12 protein-coding genes and 1 tRNA gene are annotated in these 17,818 nt (G+C 64.5%); 1 reads left to right on the top strand and 12 read right to left on the bottom strand.

What is annotated here, in order from left to right; all coding sequences use genetic code 11:
* Nucleotides 1-20: 20 nt before the first annotated feature.
* The 8 genes from ACFC25_RS12735 to ACFC25_RS12770 all read right to left on the bottom strand — a co-directional run bounded on the left by ACFC25_RS12735 (nucleotide 21) and on the right by ACFC25_RS12770 (nucleotide 11,597).
* Complete coding sequence (locus tag ACFC25_RS12735) at nucleotides 21-1,346, bottom strand: SufS family cysteine desulfurase (RefSeq protein WP_376045640.1); 1,326 nt, start codon at nucleotides 1,344-1,346, stop codon at nucleotides 21-23.
* Nucleotides 1,347-1,809: 463 nt separating this feature from the next.
* Nucleotides 1,810-4,497: a LuxR C-terminal-related transcriptional regulator gene (locus ACFC25_RS12740; protein WP_376045643.1), complete on the bottom strand. Its 2,688-nt coding sequence runs from the start codon at nucleotides 4,495-4,497 to the stop codon at nucleotides 1,810-1,812.
* 37 nt (nucleotides 4,498-4,534) lie between these two features.
* Complete coding sequence (locus tag ACFC25_RS12745) at nucleotides 4,535-7,273, bottom strand: LuxR C-terminal-related transcriptional regulator (RefSeq protein WP_376045646.1); 2,739 nt, start codon at nucleotides 7,271-7,273, stop codon at nucleotides 4,535-4,537.
* 120 nt (nucleotides 7,274-7,393) lie between these two features.
* Complete coding sequence (gene pth / locus ACFC25_RS12750) at nucleotides 7,394-7,984, bottom strand: aminoacyl-tRNA hydrolase (protein ID WP_337346600.1); 591 nt, start codon at nucleotides 7,982-7,984, stop codon at nucleotides 7,394-7,396.
* A 76-nt stretch (nucleotides 7,985-8,060) separates the two neighbouring features.
* The gene (locus ACFC25_RS12755) at nucleotides 8,061-8,657 is read right to left on the bottom strand and encodes a 50S ribosomal protein L25/general stress protein Ctc (protein WP_337346601.1); all 597 of its coding nucleotides are present in this window, start codon (nucleotides 8,655-8,657) and stop codon (nucleotides 8,061-8,063) included.
* A 282-nt stretch (nucleotides 8,658-8,939) separates the two neighbouring features.
* A complete protein-coding gene (locus ACFC25_RS12760; protein WP_337346602.1) occupies nucleotides 8,940-9,920 on the bottom strand; it encodes a ribose-phosphate diphosphokinase in 981 nt (326 codons plus the stop codon).
* Nucleotides 9,920-11,401, bottom strand: coding sequence for a bifunctional UDP-N-acetylglucosamine diphosphorylase/glucosamine-1-phosphate N-acetyltransferase GlmU (glmU, locus tag ACFC25_RS12765; protein ID WP_337346603.1), 1,482 nt, complete (start codon nucleotides 11,399-11,401; stop codon nucleotides 9,920-9,922). Before glmU ends, ACFC25_RS12760 begins: the two co-directional genes overlap by 1 nt.
* 124 nt (nucleotides 11,402-11,525) lie before the next feature.
* A tRNA-Gln gene (locus ACFC25_RS12770) sits at nucleotides 11,526-11,597 on the bottom strand.
* 124 nt (nucleotides 11,598-11,721) lie between these two features.
* On the opposite strand from ACFC25_RS12770, the gene ACFC25_RS12775 reads away from it, so the two are divergent.
* Nucleotides 11,722-12,348 carry a TetR/AcrR family transcriptional regulator gene (locus ACFC25_RS12775; protein WP_376045651.1) on the top strand — a complete coding sequence of 209 codons (627 nt, stop codon included), beginning with the start codon at nucleotides 11,722-11,724 and terminating at the stop codon, nucleotides 12,346-12,348.
* Nucleotides 12,349-12,714: 366 nt separating this feature from the next.
* On the opposite strand, the gene ACFC25_RS12780 is transcribed toward ACFC25_RS12775, so the two are convergent.
* The 4 genes from ACFC25_RS12780 to ACFC25_RS12795 all read right to left on the bottom strand — a co-directional run bounded on the left by ACFC25_RS12780 (nucleotide 12,715) and on the right by ACFC25_RS12795 (nucleotide 17,730).
* Nucleotides 12,715-14,541, bottom strand: a complete 1,827-nt coding sequence (locus ACFC25_RS12780) for an ABC-F family ATP-binding cassette domain-containing protein (protein WP_337346605.1) — start codon at nucleotides 14,539-14,541, stop codon at nucleotides 12,715-12,717.
* A 37-nt stretch (nucleotides 14,542-14,578) separates the two neighbouring features.
* Nucleotides 14,579-15,541, bottom strand: a complete 963-nt coding sequence (locus tag ACFC25_RS12785; RefSeq protein ID WP_337346606.1) for a 4-(cytidine 5'-diphospho)-2-C-methyl-D-erythritol kinase — start codon at nucleotides 15,539-15,541, stop codon at nucleotides 14,579-14,581.
* Entirely contained in the window at nucleotides 15,538-16,410 is an 873-nt protein-coding gene (rsmA, locus tag ACFC25_RS12790; RefSeq protein ID WP_337346607.1) for a 16S rRNA (adenine(1518)-N(6)/adenine(1519)-N(6))-dimethyltransferase RsmA, read from the bottom strand. Before rsmA ends, ACFC25_RS12785 begins: the two co-directional genes overlap by 4 nt.
* A gap of 162 nt (nucleotides 16,411-16,572) precedes the next feature.
* Nucleotides 16,573-17,730, bottom strand: a complete 1,158-nt coding sequence (locus tag ACFC25_RS12795; RefSeq protein WP_337346608.1) for a transglycosylase family protein — start codon at nucleotides 17,728-17,730, stop codon at nucleotides 16,573-16,575.
* Nucleotides 17,731-17,818 lie beyond the last annotated feature (88 nt).

Genomic DNA, 17,818 nt, shown 5'->3' on the forward strand with positions numbered 1-17,818 from the left:
TTTACCTTCGGGAAATCGTTCTAGACGCGGAAGTAGGACCGGACCTCAGCCACGGATTCCAGGAATGCGTCGACGTCGTCGGTGGTGTTGTACAGATAGGCGCTGGCCCGTGTCGTTGCGGTCAGTCCCAGGCGGCGGTGCAGCGGCTGGGCACAATGGTGCCCCACCCGGACGGCGATGCCCTGCGAATCGAGGAACTGTCCGACGTCGTGGGCGTGCACTCCTTCAACGGCGAAGGCCGCGAGGCCGATCCTCTCCTGACCCGCAGCAGGGCCAAGGACGCGTATCCCCGGAATGTTTTCCAGTCCAGCCACCATGCGCTGGCCAAGCTCAGATTCCCAGCGGTGGACGCGCTCCAAGCCCGTCTCGGTGAGGTAATTTGCCGCTGCTGCCAACGCAACAGCCTGGGAAATGCGCTGAGTGCCGGCTTCAAACCGTTGCGGGGCCGGCAAGTACTCCGCCCGGTCCATGGTCACAGTGGTGATCATGGAGCCCCCGGTGAGGAACGGAGGCAGGATGTCCAGGATCTCCTGCTTGCCATACAGCACACCGATTCCGGTGGGTGCAAGCATCTTGTGCCCGGAGAAGACAGCGAAGTCAACGTCCAGGGCTTTGACGTCCAGCGGCAGATGTGGGGCGGACTGGCACGCGTCCAGGACAACCAGCGCTCCGGCCTTGCGGCCCAGCTCCACCAGTTCCTGGACGGGGTTGATGGTTCCAAGCACATTGGACGCATGGGTGAAGGCAAGGACTTTGGTCCTGCTGCCCAGGATGTGGGCAGCCTCGTCCATCTGCAGGCTGCCGGCGTCGTTGATCGGGATATAGCGGAGCGTAGCCCCGGTCCTGAAGGCAAGCTCCTGCCAGGGGATGAGGTTGGCGTGGTGTTCCATTTCGGTGACCACAATCTGGTCACCCGGCCCTATACCTAAGTCCTTGAGCCTGGCGTCCCCGCGTCCCTGGGCAGCCCACAGTGCAGCGTTGGACAGTGCGTAGCTGACCAGGTTGAGTCCCTCGGTGGCGTTGGACGTCCACACTGTTTCTGAGTAGTCGGCCCCGATAAAGTCGGCCACAGTCCGGCGGGCGTCTTCGAAGACCTCTGTAGCTTCAACGGCAAGGAAGTGGGCACCGCGGTGCACTGCCGCATTCCGTTGCTCGTAGAATTCCTGCTCTGCCTCAATCACACTGAGGGGGTTCTGCGAAGTAGCACCGGAATCGAGGTAGACCAGCGGACGGCCATTCACCAACTGCCCAAGCACCGGGAAGTCGTTCCGGATCCGAAGCACTTCGGCGTTGTCCATGGCCGGCAAAGCCCGTTCCAGCGTTGCTGGGGTTGTTACTACGGCCAACACTCACTCCTTGAGATGTCAATGGATGACACTCAATTGTCCCACAGCACGACTGTGGCGGCCCCCTAAAAGGTGGCCGCCACAGTCGTTCCGGGCTTCAGCCGGAGAGTGGAGGGCCGGCGACGGCTGGGGGGAGAGCCTCGGTCTCAGAAGACTCTGACGTCGCCGGCCCCGTCTCAGTCCGGCTGTTGCGGGCCGGAAGTTATAGTGCGAGGAGGCCTGAGTAAGTACTTCGGCGGAGTCTGCGGCTTCTTTCGGTCCGCTTCTTCCTGCTTGTATTAGTTAATCGCGCCAGGCAGCCCAGTACACGAGTAGGTGGTACTCGACTTTCAAGCGGCCTTACTACGGGTTACGCACTGCCGATACGCGTATTTGGAAATAAAACCACCTAGGTACTCCCCCACACGCCAAAAGCACCGCTATCCCAAGGAAAGGCGGTCCGGGCAGGGTTTGGTCGCGGCGCCTACTTTGGCAGGGCCGAGGCAAGTTCGTCGCGGCTGCGGACACCGAGCTTGACGTAGGTACGGTAGAGGTGGCCTTCCACCGTGCGTACTGACACCATCAGCCGCTGGGCGATCTCCCTGTCAGTGAGGCCCTGCAGCGCCAACTCCACGATGTCCTGTTCGCGCCGGGTCAGGTGCACTGCCGGCGCGGCGGCGATGAAGTGTCCTTCGCGGAACCGCTCGCCCAGTTCGTGGTCGCATTTCTCCCGAAGGGCGATTGCCTGCCTGGACCGCCGCCGCTCACCGGACTGTTCCAGGAGCGTGCTTGCCCTGGCATAGGCCTCGCGGGCCAGGTTGACGAATCCAGTTGCTTCAAGGTTCGTAGCGGTTTCCATCAGGGCGTCGGCGTCCGCGGATTCCCAGTTCCGGGCCAGCGTCAGCATGGCCGCCGCCCACCGGCCTTCCACTTTACCGGCGAGGGCCAGCACGAGCGGGATGACGGAGTGGTCGCCCAGGTCCCAGCAGATGGCCAGGAACTCCAGGTTCATCCCCTCCCTGGCCGAGACTTCCGGAGTAGTGGCCAAGGTGTGGATCGAGGCCAGCCCTTTGCCATCACGGCCCGCGTACTCGGCAGCAGCGTCGGCATAGGCTTTGGCAAGGAGCTCGTTGGAGGGCGAGCCTGGGATTGAGTCCTTATAGTCCAGCTCCAACCGCTTGGCCTGCGCGGCATCTCCGAGCCTTGCGGCCACGTAGAAGCCCAGCGATGAGCCGAACCGGAACAGCTGGAGGGGATCGTTGAGCCTGAGTGCCTCAACTGCCGGAAGCAGCATCTGGTAGGCACGTTCAATCCGGCCCTGGCGCAGCAGCGAGTAACCCCGGAGGAGCTGGACGGCTCCGCTGAAGCATGGGGCTCCGGGGGCCTGTTCCAACGCGTAGTTGGCCAGCTCCCGTTCGGCGGATTCCCATTCGCCCATGGCCAAGTAGCCCATGACCATGCGACCCAGGACAAACTCGTTGAAAAAGAACACACCGTCGCGAAGGGCAGGAAGTTCAGAGGCGGCCAGCAAAGCGGCATCGAGGCCCTGGACGCCGCGCCCAGCCACTGACAGCGCCTGGGAATAGAGCGCCAGTCCGATGGCCCGGAGGGCGTCGTCCACGGGCTCTGCGGGGTTACGGCTCCTAATGTCCTGGACGGCTGTCCCAAGGGCGTTGTAGTCCCCTGCTTCGCCTAGTTCCAGGAGGCGCAGCATCTGAAGCTGCCAGGGCCCCGTGCCGGCGGCTGCAGTGGAATCCACGGACGTGCCGGATTCCGCCCCGTCCGGATGGGGAGCCGAGGGTTCTTCCAGGAGCCCGGCCTGGCGCAGGAGTTCCCGGGATTCGGCGACGATGGCTGCGACGGGTTGTCCAAGGGCCTGATGGGCAGCTATGCGCAGCAGCAGGACGTGGGCCGCCTCGGAACTGTCCGCCAGTTCCAGCCAGCACCGGTCCAGCACGCCGGCTGCCTCGGAATAATGCGCCTCGTTGAACAGGGCCCTTGCCTGAATGGCGCGGGCGTGTGGTGCGAGGACTGGATCCTGAACCCTGGTGGCCAACATCCGGGCGTTCCCGTTCCCGTATCCTGCGATAGCCGTACCCGCCGCCTCCAGCAGTTCCGTGTCCGGAACCCGGAGGCCGCATTCGAGCGCCCATGCGGCGGCCCGCAGCCTGCCTTCAGGACTGGAGGGCGGCGCTTCCTGCTGGGCGCGGAGTTTTTCAAGGAGCTGCAGGCTGCGTGAGACGGACACGCTTTTCCTGACAGCGTCACCAATGAGGCCGTTCCACATCCTCAGCACGGCAGGGCTGCCGTTGCTTTCCACAACAGTCTGCTGGTCCAGTAATGAACGGACCAGCTCGGCTCCACAGATGTCCTCGATCACCTTGCGGCCCACGGGCTCGGCCAGGGCGACCAGCTTCAGTGCTTCCTGTTCCTCAGGCCGGCGGCGGAGGAGATCCTTGGAAACCACGGACGAAAGCCTGGGTCCTTCGGAGGGCAGCGGCCCGAGCAGCATCCAAATTCCGTTCCGCTTGGCGAGGACCCCTTGCTCTGCCGCGTCGTGGAGCAGGGCATCGAGGATCCGGGGGTTGCCGCCTGAGGCGTTCCAGATGGAGTCAACCGTTCCTGCGGGAACGCTGCCGTCCAGGGCGTGTGCCAGGACTTCTTCGATCTGCTCCCGGTTGAGCGGCCGCAGGTCCACCCGGTCCGCCAGACCGTCGTACCAGAGCTGGTCGAGCGGCTGCGGGAGGCCAGGGCGCGGCCTGCCGGCGGCTACCACGCTCGCCCAGCCGGCGGAGATCATATCTGCCACGATGCCAGCGCTGGCTTCGTCGAGCTGATGGGCGTCATCAACCACCAGCAGCAGCGGAGTGTCCTTCCCGTCCTTGAGTTTTTCGAAGTATTTCCACACGGACCTAAGGACAGCCACCGGGGAGACGGAATCTTCCGCCGTCAGCTCAGCCGTGTACGGGGTCAGCACCCCAAAGGGGACCCCTGACAGGGATGAACTGCCGTGGATGCGCAGAACGATCATCTCCGGGGACAGCCGCTCGGTGATGGCTTCGGCCAGCGCGGACTTGCCGATGCCGGGCCCCGCCATCAGGAAGACGGCCTGGCTGGTGCGGCTGCGGATGATGTTGCAGATCCGGTCCAGCGGCTCCCGCCGTCCCGTCAAAAGTCGGGACGATGCGCCTGATCTTGGTGCGTGGCCATTAGACGAGTCCAGTCAGATCACCCCTGGAAGTAACTCCGAGTTTGGTGAAGACCTGGTACAGGTGGCCTTCAACGGTACGGACCGAGACACCCATCTCCAGCGCAATGTCCCGGTTTGACGCTCCCCTTCCGGCCAGCCGTGCAATTTGGCGCTCCCGGCTTGTCAGCAGGGGGCTGCCGGTGCTCGGCACGATCGGAAGGTTGGCGACAGTGGCAGCCAGTATATCCAGCCGTGCCTGCGCAGTCCTGGCCGACACGGAGTCCCCTGCCTGCCGGGCGTAGTCCACTGCAAGGGCCATGCACCGTGCTTCCACGGCGTCCAGTTCCAGGGTTGCCGCGAGTTCTCCGCCGGCCAGCAGGGTCTTTGCATCCTTCGTCCTGCTGCCCACGGCGATCAGGCGGGAGATTTCCGCCAACGGTCCCTGCCGATGCCCCGCCACTTGTTCCAGGAGCCTGAAGTCGGCGTCTGTGCCATTGACCGTTGCTCCCAGCAGACTGATCCCGGCAACGGTGAACCGTCCCGCCTCGATGTTCCGGCGAGCGGACTCCTTGAGGCGGGCGGCGGCGTCGTGCTCCCCCAGCCACCTGCCGGCCATGTCGGAGCAGAATTCGATAATGCTTCCGGTCATGAAGTCACAAGGACCTGTCGTACGCTGGAGCTTCTCCAGGTACCTGCGGGACTGGCCGGCGGTCCCAATCTGGGCGTAGGCCAACGCGGTCGCGGCGTATGCGGAACGCAGGGAGCTGTGCAGCGGCCGGAGTTCGAGCTGGGCCGCAGCGGAGAGCAGCGGGTCCAGAGCGGCCGCTCCCCTTCCGCTGTACACATACGCGATGCCGGCAGCCAACTCAGTGGCCGCGCTGCGGTACGGGAGACGGTGCGCATCCGTCACCGCCGGCGGGTCCAGGAGGTCGATGCAGCGCCGCCACTGCCCTGCCATCAGCAGGACAAAGTAGGCGCGGCTGGTGTATTCCTCGCGCAGGCCAACGATCTGGGCAGCGTCCGAAATCTGGCCACCGAGGGTCCGCATCAGGCTGAGGGCGTCCATTTCCTGCCCGGTCAATGACAGCGCAGTCATCAGGATGATTGAGGCATTCATCCTGAACGAGACGTCCGGGTTGCGGGTGGCGTCGGAGGCAGCTTCGAGCGCGGGAACCATGGACGCGAAGTCGCCCACGAAAGCCTTGTATTCGAATTCACTGAGGCTGATGCGGTTGGCGGCAATGGCTAGGGGGGAGGGCCATCCCTTGGCAAGTTCCGGGCCTACGCCCAGCCGTGTCCTTGCCTCCTCAAGCAGGCCCGGGACCCTTCCGGTGTGTTCGGGCAGCCAAACCATGACTTTGGCCTTAGCGGCCACAACCTGGGCGTATTCATCCGCATCCAGGTTGTCCAGCTGCGGCTGCGTAATGTCGTCGAGGGCAGCCATGGCCTGGATCGGGAGGTCTAACAGGAGGTACGCTGCGGCCTTCTGCCGCTGACCGGGCACCCACTGGGGGTCACCCCTGGTCAGGGTCTCCGCGTAGGCGAGGGCGGAATGCGGATCGAAGAGCTGAATGGACGCTTCGGCGGCAGCCAGGGCCATCGCTGGGCTGAGTTCGGCCTCGCATTCCCGGGTCCAGGCGGCAAACGCCATCAGCTCCTCGACGGTCATGGAGCCCGGGTCCGGTTCCTTGCCGCCTAGGAGCTGGGAGCGGAGTTCCCTGCGACGGGCGATGCTGAGCCAGGAGCGGACGACGTCGCCAAGGTACTTTTCGCGGAGCGATACCCAGCGGCTGTCCGAGCCATCGATATCCAGGAGGCCCGCGTCTTCCATATCAGCGACGATGCCGGCACCGAAAATCGATGTGAGGGCGGACAACTCCACGCTCCGGGCACACGAGAGCATTTCGATGACGTCCCGCGTCTCACGAGTCTTCCTCGCCCATCTGGAACGCACAATGTCGTCCAGGCTTGCGGCGCCGTCCAGCACCACCTTGTCCCGCAGTGTCCACACAGAATCAGAGAGCACCAGGTTCCCGGACAGCTGCTGCTCCGTCACCAGCGCCTTTAACAACAGCGGATTGCCGCCCACCATGTTGTGGTAGATGCTCACCAGCGACGCGGAAACGCGATGGCCCAGCAAAGACAACAGCACCTGGCGGGTCTGAAGCTCGTTCAGGTTGTCTAGCCTGACTTCGGTCAGGCGGCGCTCGGTGAGCAGCCAATGGAAGTCTGCGGGCAAGTCGCTGCTCTTCGGGGCCACGGCGACGATCCTGGCTGTCCCGGTCAGGAGGATGTTCAGGAGGACACCGGCGCTCATGTCGTCGATGCTCCCCGCCGTGTCCAGGGTGATAACGCAGGGCCGGCCTGCTGCGTCACTCCTGATCAGGGACGTGATGCCCCGGAGGATGGCAGTCGGGGAACCCATGTAGGCCTGGGGAAGCCGTGCCAGTAAAAAGGAGAGGCAGCCGTAGGGGGTCTTCGAGGCAGGGTGGCCGCTGCGCAGCTGGAGAGCCCAGATATCCGGGCCCAACTCGGCAACGGCGGTCCTGGCCAGGGAGGATTTCCCCACTCCCCTGCCGCCGGTGATGATCACGCCATAGGAATCTTTGCTCGTCAGCGCTGTGCGTACGGCTTCGAGGTTGGCACTCCGGGCAGGGACGGACCATCTCTGGTGCTCGGACTGTGCAGCCGTGTCCGTGGGCAACTCAACGTCGTTGAGCGTTGACCCACGTCCCCAGCTGAGTGGCTCGATTGACATGAACTTATCCCCTAGATCCCGCCCTAGCGGAGATAAAGCCCCATCGCTCCCCCGCTTAGGAAGAAGACTACCCCGAGGTACTGACTACTAGACAGCTAACTGGCGATTAAGTTTTTTTTGCTACAACTGGGACTTTGCCGGATGGAACTTTTGCTGCGCCACGGTCAGTCCTTCCCTGACCAGCACATCCACGGCGTCTGCCGCTTCATCCAGCAGGAACGGCAGCTCCTTGCGCTCAGCCGTGCCGAAGTCGCGAAGGACGTAGTCGGCGGTGTCCATCCGCCCGGGAGGCCGTCCGACCCCAACCCGGACCCGCAGATAATCCTTGGTTGACAGGGCCTTGGACATGTCGCGCAATCCGTTGTGCCCGCCTTCCCCACCGCCGGACTTCAGTTTGACCGTATTAAAGGGGATGTCGATCTCGTCGTGCACTGCAACGACATGGTCCGGTCCGATGCCGTAAAAATTGGCCAGCGCTGCGACGGGGCCGCCGGAAACATTCATGTAGCTCATGGGTTTGGCCAGCACAACGCGGGGGCCACCAATCCCCAGGCGGCCTTCGAGTACCTGGGCCCGGGCCTTGTGCGTCTTGAAACTGCCGCCGATCCGGCTGGCTAGTTCATCCAGGACCATCTGGCCTACGTTGTGCCTGTTGCCTTTGTACTCGGTCCCGGGATTCCCGAGGCCAACGATCAGCCACGTGTCAGTCATGCGTCAATCCTAAGGTGGTAAAACGGCAGTGGCCGGATCCCGTGGGGGATCCGGCCACTGCTGCTGCGGTCCGAAATTACTCGGCTGCTGCCGAGGAAGCCTCAGTGGCGCCTTCGGATGCCTCTTCTTCGGTGACCTCGGTGGCCTCGGAGATGTTGACAACCAGGGCGTCAGCGTCGGCCAGCAGGACAGCGCCCTTGGGAAGAACGAGGTCGGAAGCGTGGATGTGCTCGCCGGCGCTGCGGCCTTCGATGCTCACCTCGACGGCGGTGGGCAGGTGGGTTGCCTCGGCTTCGAGGGAGATTACGGTCAGTTCCTGGTTGTAGACGTTGCCCGGGGCAAGTTCGCCTACGACGTGGACGGGGATGTCGACCGTGACCTTCTCGCCCTTGCGGACGGTCAGCAGGTCGATGTGCTCGATGATCTGCTTGATGGGGTCGCGCTGGACGTCCTTGACGAGTGCCAGGTGGCCTTCGCCGTTGATGTCCAGGGACAGCAGGGCGTTGGCGGTGCGGACGGCCAGGGTGGTGGCCTTTGCCGGCAGGGTGATGTGGATCGGCTCTGCACCGTGGCCGTAGATGACGGCCGGGATCTGGCCGGCCATCCGGGCGCGGCGGGCGAAGCCCTTGCCGAATTCAGTGCGTACTTCTGCTGCGAGCTTCTGCTCAGACATGTGTTTCTCCTTGAAGACTAAACGGTGTTCAGCAAGGGCGGAGGTCTGTTGCGACCTTCACGCCGGGCGGCCCGCGGGCGGCCCTTCAAGAAGGGAGGTTCAGACCCAGTCGATAACGGAGACCTGCAATCTGATGTCCGCAGAACGGCAACCAGGTGCTCTCCCTCGCCAAGGTTTCGTGGAACAGCTTATCAGCGCCGGGCCCAATTCCTGAAAACGGGGGCTCGATACGGATAAGGCGTGGTGGGGCTAGCCGGGTCCCGGCTGGCCCCACCACCAGGATCAGGCGTTGCCGTCGAACAGGCTGGTGACGGATCCGTCGTCGAACACTTCGCGGATGGCGCGTCCAATCAGCGGCGCGATGGACAGCACCGTCAGCTGGGGGAAGCGCTTGGCGGCAGGGATGGGCAGGGTGTCGGTGACCACCACTTCGCGGGCGCCTGACTCGGACAACCGGCGGGCGGCAGGGTCGGAGAAGACGGCGTGGGTCGCGGCGATGATGACATCCTTGGCCCCGGCGTTCTTGAGCACCTGGACGGCTCCGGAGATGGTTCCGCCCGTATCGATCATGTCGTCGATCAGGACGCACGTGCGGCCTTCGATCTGGCCAACAACGGTTTTGGAGACTGCCTGGTTTGGAACGGTGAGGTCGCGGCTCTTGTGCACGAAGGCCAGCGGGGCGCCACCGAGGCGCTCCGCCCACTGCTCGGCCACCCGGACGCGTCCGGTGTCCGGGGAGACGACCGTGATGTTATCCGCGGCAACCCGTGTGCGGATGTAGTCAGCGAGCAGCGGGATGGCCATGAGGTGGTCAACGGGGCCGTCGAAGAATCCCTGGATCTGGGAAGTGTGCAGGTCAACGCTCATGATGCGGTCAGCACCGGCAGTCTTGTACAGATCTGCGACCAGACGGGCGGAAATCGGCTCGCGGCCGCGGCCCTTCTTGTCTTGCCGGGAGTAAGGGTAGAACGGTGAAACTACGGTGATGCGCTTGGCGGATGCCCGCTTCAGCGAATCAATCATGATCAGCTGCTCCATGAGGTGGTTGTTCAGCGGTGCCGGGTGCGCCTGGATGACGAAGGCATCCGTGCCGCGGACGCTCTCACCGGCGCGCACGTAGATTTCCCCGTTGGCGAAGTCATACGCGTCGATGGGCAGCAGCTCGGTTCCCAGCTCCTTAGCGATCTCCCGGGCAAGCTCGGGATGTGCCCGCCCCGCGGCAAGCACCAGCTTCTTCTCGCCGTGCGCCGTAATTTCGCTCATTATTGCTTGCCCTCTTCTGTAGGTGCCTGGGTACTTGAGGAATCTTCGGTGGCCGCCTGGGCCAGCTCTGCGGAGCGTGTGCCGGGACGGTTGGCCAGGACCCAGCCTTCTGAGTTTCGCTGCGCGGCGAGCGTCACTGCCAGCGCGCCTGCCGGTACGTCCTTGCGGATCACGGCGCCGGCACCGCTGTAGGCCCCATCACCCACGGTGACGGGGGCCACAAACACTGTGTTGGAACCTGTGCGGACGCCGGAGCCGATGACCGTGCGGTGCTTCTTCTCGCCGTCGTAATTGGCCGTGATGTTGCCGCAACCGATGTTGGTGTCCTCGCCGATCTCGGCGTCGCCGGCATAGCCCAGGTGGGACAGTTTGGAGCCGCGGCCGATGGTGACGTTCTTCGTTTCGTAGAAGGCGCCAATTTTGCCGGTGTCGCCCAGGACGGTGCCGGGACGGAGATACGTGAAGGGCCCGACGGCGGCATCCGCTCCAATCACCGCGCCGGAACCATGGGTGCGGACCACCTTTGCTCCTTCACCCACTACAACGTCAGTCAGGGTGGTGTCGGGGCCGACGACGGCGTCGCGGGCCACCTTCGTGGCGCCGTGCAGTTGCGTATTGGGCAGGATCCGGACGTCCTCATCGAGTGTGACCGTGGAATCGATCCAGGTTGTGGCGGGGTCTACCACGGTGACGCCGGCCCGCATCCAGGCCTCGACTGTCCGGCGGTTGAGTTCTGCCCCGAGCGCCGACAGTTGGACGCGGTCGTTGGCACCCTCAACCTGCCAGCGGTCCTCGGTGACGACGGCGGCGACCCGGCCGCCCGACTGCCTGGCCAGCCCCAGGACGTCAGTGAGGTACTTTTCGCCCTGCGAATTCTCGGTGGTGACGTGCACCAGCGCATCGCGCAAGACACCGGCGTCGAAGGCGTAAATGCCGGAGTTGACCTCGCGGATGAGCCGCTCTGCTTCGGAAGCATCCTTGTGCTCACGGATGCCGGTGACGGTTCCGTCGTCGCCGCGCAGGATGCGGCCATAGCCGGTGGCGTCGTCCAGCACAGCCGTCAAGACGGTCACCGCGTTGGATTCGCGTTCATGGGTGGCAACCAGTTCGGCCAGCAGGCTGCCGGTCAAAAGCGGAACATCCCCGTAAGTGACAACGACCGTGCCGGTCAGCGGCTGGTGTGCGTCGAGGGCGTGGAGCGCAACTTCAACGGCGCGGCCGGTGCCCGGAATGTCATCCTGGTCAACGATGACGGCGTCCGGGTCAAGGTCCACCAGGTGCTTGGCCACGAGGTCACGCTCATGCCGGACAACAAGGGCCAGCTGCCGGGGGTTGATGCTGCGGGCGGCCAGCAAGGCATGCCCCACCATGGAGCGGCCGCCAATTTCGTGGAGGATCTTGGGGGTACGGGATTTCATCCGGGTACCGGCGCCTGCTGCCAGAACGATGACGGCGGCTGGGCCGGTAGTCTCGGGGATCACGTACGGGCTCTCCTTGCTTTGTTTGCGCGGTGCTTGCGTGCGCCGTGCGCCGCCGCGGTGCCGGCCGGGCCGGCGGCCTGGTGCGGCACCGAGTTCATCCTACTGGACGGTCATCGCACAGCAGTTCCGCCCATAGGATTCGAACCTATACTCCACGGCTCCAAAGGCCGGGGTGCTGCCATTACACCAGAGCGGACCATGCCGCCGGCACAAGGCCCGGGCACAAGTATTTATTTTGCCATGGGTTCGGGGCCCGATGCGACATCGGCCGGAATCCGCCATCATCGAGGCGCTGCCCGACGGTAAGGCATGATGGAAATGTGACCAACAACCCTCCTCGGATTCGCATGACAGGCCTGCAGCGGCGCAGCCAGCTGATCGAGGTGGGACGCGGGCTCTTTGCCATCCGAGGGCTCGACGGAACAACGATTGAGGAGATTGCCGCCTGCGCCGGGGTATCCAAACCGGTCATCTATGAACACTTCGGTTCCAAGGAAGGCCTGTACACGGAGGTAGTGGACTTCGAGTTCCGCATCCTGCTCGACGCGATCAACAGCGCCCTGACCGAAGAAGCCAAGCCGCGCATCATGGTGGAGCGCGCCGCCCTCGCCCTGCTGACCTACATCGAGGACCGCACCGACGGCTTCCGCATCCTGATGCGTGACGCCCCGCCGTCCCAGCCGGAAGGCGCCTTTTCCACGTTGCTGTCCCACGTCACCGCCCGGGTGGAACACATTCTTTCCGACGAATTCGACCGCCGCGGCTTCAGCGCCGAGGACGGCGCCATGTACGCGCAGATGCTCGTGGGCATGGTGGCCATGACCGGCCAGTGGTGGCAGGACAGCCGCCAGCCGGACAAACACACGGTCGCGGCACACCTGGTCAACCTCGCCTGGAACGGCCTCACAGGCCTCAAGAAGGAACCGGAGCTCCGCGGCGAGGCTTAGTTTCCGGCAGTGGTCACCACCACGGCGCAGGCGCCCTTCGCGGTCGTCCGTGGTCACCACGGCGGCGCAGTGGCCCTTCGCCGTCCCCTGGTCACCTTTGCGGCGCAGTGGCCCTTCGCCGTCGCTTAGACACGACGCATAGGGGCACCTGCGGTCGCTGAGCGACCTCCAGCGCCCGATGCGCCGCGATGCGCGACTACACGAAGACCCCCTGCCCCGCGATTGCCGAAGGTTCCATTGGGGATCAGCCGCAAGGCACCCTCACCCACAACCTGCCGAAGGTTCCGTGTGGGTTGCCTACTGTTCCACGGCGGCAAGGTAACGTGCCCTCGCCCAAGGCGACCGAGGCCGGCGAGGCCCCACAGGCTATTCGCCGAGGACTTCCAGGGCCTCTAACCATTCGAGTTCCAGCGCTTCGCGTTCACCGGCGAGGTCCTTGAGTTTCTTGTTTTGCTCGCCCAGGGCATCGAAGTCGTTCTCCGCGGTGCTTTTGACCATCTGGTCGTGGAGCTTCTTTTCCTGCTGTTCGAGCTTGCCCAATTGGCGTTCGATCCGGTTCTTGGCCTTGCGGGCGTCGCGTTTTTCGGCTTCGGAGGCTCCGGAGGATGCGGGAGCTGCGCTGCCGCTCGGACCGGTGACGGGATTGCCGCCGCCGGTGATGGTGGATCCGGCCAACGCTGATTCGCGGAGCTCCAGGTACTGGTCCACGCCACGCGGCAGGGCGCGGATCTTCCCGTCACCCAGGAGTGCCATCTGGTGGTCGGTGACGCGCTCCAGCAGGTAGCGGTCGTGGCTCACCACCACGAGGGTGCCCGGCCAGCCGTCCAGGACGTCCTCGACGGCGGCGAGGGTGTCCGTGTCAAGGTCGTTGGTGGGCTCATCGAGCATCAGCACGTTGGGCTCCCCAACCAGCAGCCGCAGCAGCTGGAGGCGCCGGCGCTCACCGCCGGAAAGATCCTTCACCGGAGTCCACTGCTTCTCCTTCGTGAAGCCAAGCTGCTCCACCAGCTGGCCAGCCGTGAATTCCTTGCCGCCCACGTTGAAGGATCGTTTCTCGCGCTCGATCACTTCGATAACACGGAGGTCCGAGACGTCGTCGAGTTCTTTGACTTCCTGGGTCAGCACGGCGGTGACCACAGTCTTGCCGCGCTTCAGCTTGCCGGAGGACGGCTCGATCTGGCCGTTGAGGAGCTTCAGCAGGGTGGTCTTGCCGGCCCCGTTGACGCCCACCAGGCCCAGCCGCTCACCAGGCGCAAGCCGCAGGGTGATGTTGTCGAAGAGCTTCTGCCCTTCGTCGCCGCCAAGGTAGTCCAGCGACACGTTTTCCAGGTCCAGGACGTCCTTGCCCAGGCGGGCCGTGGCCATCTTGCTCAGTGCCGTGGAGTCGCGCGGCTCCGGAACATCGGCGATCAGGGCATTGGCTGCCTCGATCCGGAATTTCGGCTTGGCCGTGCGGGCAGGGGCGCCGCGCCTCAGCCACGCCAGCTCCTTCTTCACCAGTTGCTGGCGCTTGCTTTCCATCACCGTGGCCGAGCGGTCACGCTCGGCGCGAGCCAGGACGTAGGCTGCGTAGCCGCCGTCGAACGGGTCCATGATGCCGTCGTGGATTTCCCAGGTCTTGGTGCAAACTTCGTCGAGGAACCAGCGGTCGTGTGTGACCACGAGGAAGGCGCCCTGGTTGGCCCGCCACCGGGTCTTCAGGTGCCGGGACAGCCACGCGACGCCTTCGACGTCAAGGTGGTTGGTGGGCTCGTCGAGCATGATGACGTCATGGTCCTCGATCAGCAGCTTGGCAAGCGCCACCCGCCGCTTCTGCCCACCGGACAGGGCGTGGACGTTCGCGTGCCAGTCGACGTCGGACACCAGTCCGCCCATGACCTCGCGGATTTGGGGGTTGCGGGCCCATTCGTAGTCGGCCTGGTCGCCAACGATCGCAGCACCGACGGTAAGGTCGCCGTCGAGTACGTCACTCTGGTCCAGGTATCCGATGTTGACTTCGCTGCGCTTGGTCACGCGGCCGGAATCCGGGGTGGAGCGCATAGCCAGCAGGCGCATGAGCGTCGACTTGCCGTCGCCGTTCCGGCCCACCATGCCGATCCGGTCGCCCTCCTCAAGTCCGAGGGTGATGCCGTCCAGGACGGTGCGCGTCGCGTACGAAACCGTGAGGTTTTCGCCGCCAAGAAGGTGTGCCAAGGGAACTGCTTTCTACTGCTTAATACGAAGAGGGCTCTTAGAGGAGGGTATCGGAGATGATGCGGGCACCCGGCACGGGCCCGTGCACAGCCCAGGCCGTAAGACCGTGGTGCAGCAGGTCCTCCGCGAGGCTTTCGGCCGCCGCCGGGCTGTGGGCCAGCAGGGCCACAGTGGGACCCGAGCCTGAGACGATGCCGGCGATGGCGCCGAGCGATTCGCCCATGCCCAACGTGCTGCGGAGGTCCGGGGCCAGTTCAATGGAAGCACGCTGCAGGTCGTTCACCAGCACCCTGCTCAACGCTTCGGCGTCTCCGCTGCGCAGTGCCTGCAGGATCTTGGGATCCACGCCGTCAGGCTCGGCTGCCACAACGCCCTCGGCCTCGCGAAGCCTGTCCAGGGTCCGGTATACCTCCGGGGTGCTGAGGCCGTACTCAGCTGCCACCAGCACCCAGTCGGTCTGGGCCTTGGCCAGCGCCGGCGAGAGTTCGTCACCCAGGCCCAGGCCCACGGCCGTCCCGCCCAGCAGGGAGAACGGAACGTCGGCACCCAGCTCCCCCGCCAAGTGGGCCAGTTCCTCCCGCGACAGGCCGCTGTTCCATAACGCATCGCACGCCAGCAACGTCGCAGCAGCATCCGCCGAACCACCGCCCATGCCTCCAGCCACCGGCACGCGCTTGGTGATCTCGAGGTGGACCCCCGTGGCGTGTTCGGAGACATCGGCCATGATGGCAGCGGCTTTGTAGGCAAGGTTGTTCTCATCCAGCGGGATGTCCACGCCGTCGAGGTCAAGGGTGCTGTCCGGGCTGATGCTGACTGTAATGCCCGGGGCCTCCATGCTGGTGGCGGAGACCTCTTCGTAAAGAGAGACCGCCAGGTACACGCTGGCGACCGAATGGTAGCCGTCCGGCCGGAGCGGGCCCACATCCAGGGAAACGTTGACCTTCCCGGGGGCTTTAACGCGGACGGTCCGCGCGGCGAACCGTCCTGCAAGCGCATTCACGCGGTGGCCTCGCGGGCTTCGGCAATCCTTGCGAAGGCTAAGATATCGATGACTTCGCCCCGGGCCGTGGGATCGACGCCAGCTGCCACCAGGCAGCGCTCGGCCTCGGCCGCGCCACCCGCCCAGCCGGCCAAGGCTGCCCGCAGGGTCTTGCGACGCTGCGCAAACGCAGCGTCGATCACAGCGAAGACTTGTTCCCGGGTAGCAGTGGTGGCAGGCGGCTCCCTCCGTGTGAAGGCCACTAGCCCGGAGTGGATCTTAGGTGCAGGCCAGAACACGTTCATGCCGATCACCCCGGCCTTGCGCATGCTGCTGTACCACGCGGCTTTGACGGACGGCACACCGTACGTCTTGGAACCCGGTCCTGCCGCGAGCCTGTCGGCCACTTCGTCCTGCACCATCACGAGGCCGTGCTGGAGGCTCGGGAAGTGCTGAAGCAGATGGAGGACCACTGGTACGGCCACGTTATAGGGAAGGTTGGCAACGAGCGCGGTCGGTTCCACGGGCAGCGTCGTCACCTTCATCGCGTCAGCCTGGACGAGGTGAAAGTCGTCAACGGCCCCTGGCCGCCATTCAGTAACGGTGTGGGGCAGCTTCGCGGCCAGGACCGGATCAATTTCGACGGCAACTACCGACTTTGCGGCGTCCAGCAGCCCCAGCGTCAGGGAGCCGAGCCCAGGACCCACCTCCAGGACCGTCTCGTCAGCTCCGATATTGGCAACTGAGACGATCCTGCGGATGGTGTTGCCGTCGATGACGAAATTTTGCCCGAGAGTCTTTGTGGGCCGGATTCCGATCTCTTCCGCCAGCCGGCGTATGTCGGAGGCACCGAAGAGGGGTGCGGGCGCGGCGGGGCTCGGTTCAGTCACCTAGGTATCCTATCCCGGCGGTCATCCCCGCCATGCGGAATCAACGTAATGGCCGGCCCCGGTAGTCCGGGGCCGGCCATTACGTTGATTGTTCAGTCATTCCCGGCGCGGCTGTGGTCGGCTGCCACGGCAGGGTTGGCCCGTGAATCGGGAGCGACGGTCCTAGCTGGTGGCCGCCCAGCCACAGCCCCAGGGCTGGAGGCCACGCTGTGCGTACACGCGGTTGGCGATATCAATCTGCTGGGCTTTGGTGGCCAGGCTGGCGTTCGGGGCGTAGGCACCGCCGCCCGAGCCGATCCATGTCCGGATGTCGAACTGGAGGCCGCCGTAGTAGCCGTTGCCGGTGTTGATGGACCAGTTGCCACCCGACTCGCACTGGGCGATCTTGTCCCACATGGCTTCATTCATCATGGCCGGGGCAGCGGCACCGGTGTTTGTGCCGGCGGGGGCGGTGGCTGCCGGCTTCGCCTTGGTGCCCACTGTGACCTGCTCTGTCACAGGCTGAACGGTCACGGTCTCGGAAACCAGTGTGCGGGACGCCTCGCGGCCATCAACCAGAACCAGTTTGAAGGTCCGCTCAACCTTTCCGGCGGCGCCAGCCTGGGTCACCTTCTTCTCACCCTTGAACATATCGGCGCTTTCGGAGGTCATCGTCTCGAACTTGACGTCCTCCGTGGTTGCCGCCGTCTGGCCGGTATCCACTCGGGAAACCTTAACCACCATGTTGTTTACCACGGGGGCGTTGCCCGGCTGCGAGCTCCGGTCGTTCACGCCCAGGCTCACGCCTGCATCCTCAAGGACGGCCTCCACTGTGGAGGCGGTGGTAGTTGTCGTGGTGACTTTTCCGTCGGCAACGATGCTGACGTTCTTGGGCGTTGTGATGGAGACGAACGATCCGTCCACGGCCAGCTGGGCGTCCTTCGGAACGGACACGGACGACGAACTGGCCACACCGAGCTCGGTCACGAGTCCGGCGACGTCCGGGGACGTGGTGCTGACGGTCTTTTCGGAGCCATCGAGACTGACTTTCACGGCCTTGGCCATGTTCACATTGATAACGGTGCCGTTTTCAACGGTCTCGTCGACGGACGGCGATACCCGGTCCGCCGGCTTCAGGTCCAGTTTTGCGCTTTTGACAACCTGGCCCACTGTGCCGCCGAAGGTCTGGACTGAACTGACCTTGCCGTCGACATTAAGCGTGATTGTTTTGTTATTTCCGACAAAGGCGACGAGCCCGAGCACGAGCGCGCAAAGCACCACCAGCTGGGTACCAACCTTGACGAAACTGAACTTGCCGTCAGATGTGAAAAGCTTGACCACGATTGCCCGTAACTTTAGGACCATCCGGGCACGGGGAAAAACGCAGTAAAACACCCGGCGCAGAACCCCTGAGGTCAGCTCCGGGCAC

Source organism: Pseudarthrobacter sp. NPDC055928, assembly GCF_042270935.1.
Lineage (GTDB): Bacteria > Actinomycetota > Actinomycetes > Actinomycetales > Micrococcaceae > Arthrobacter.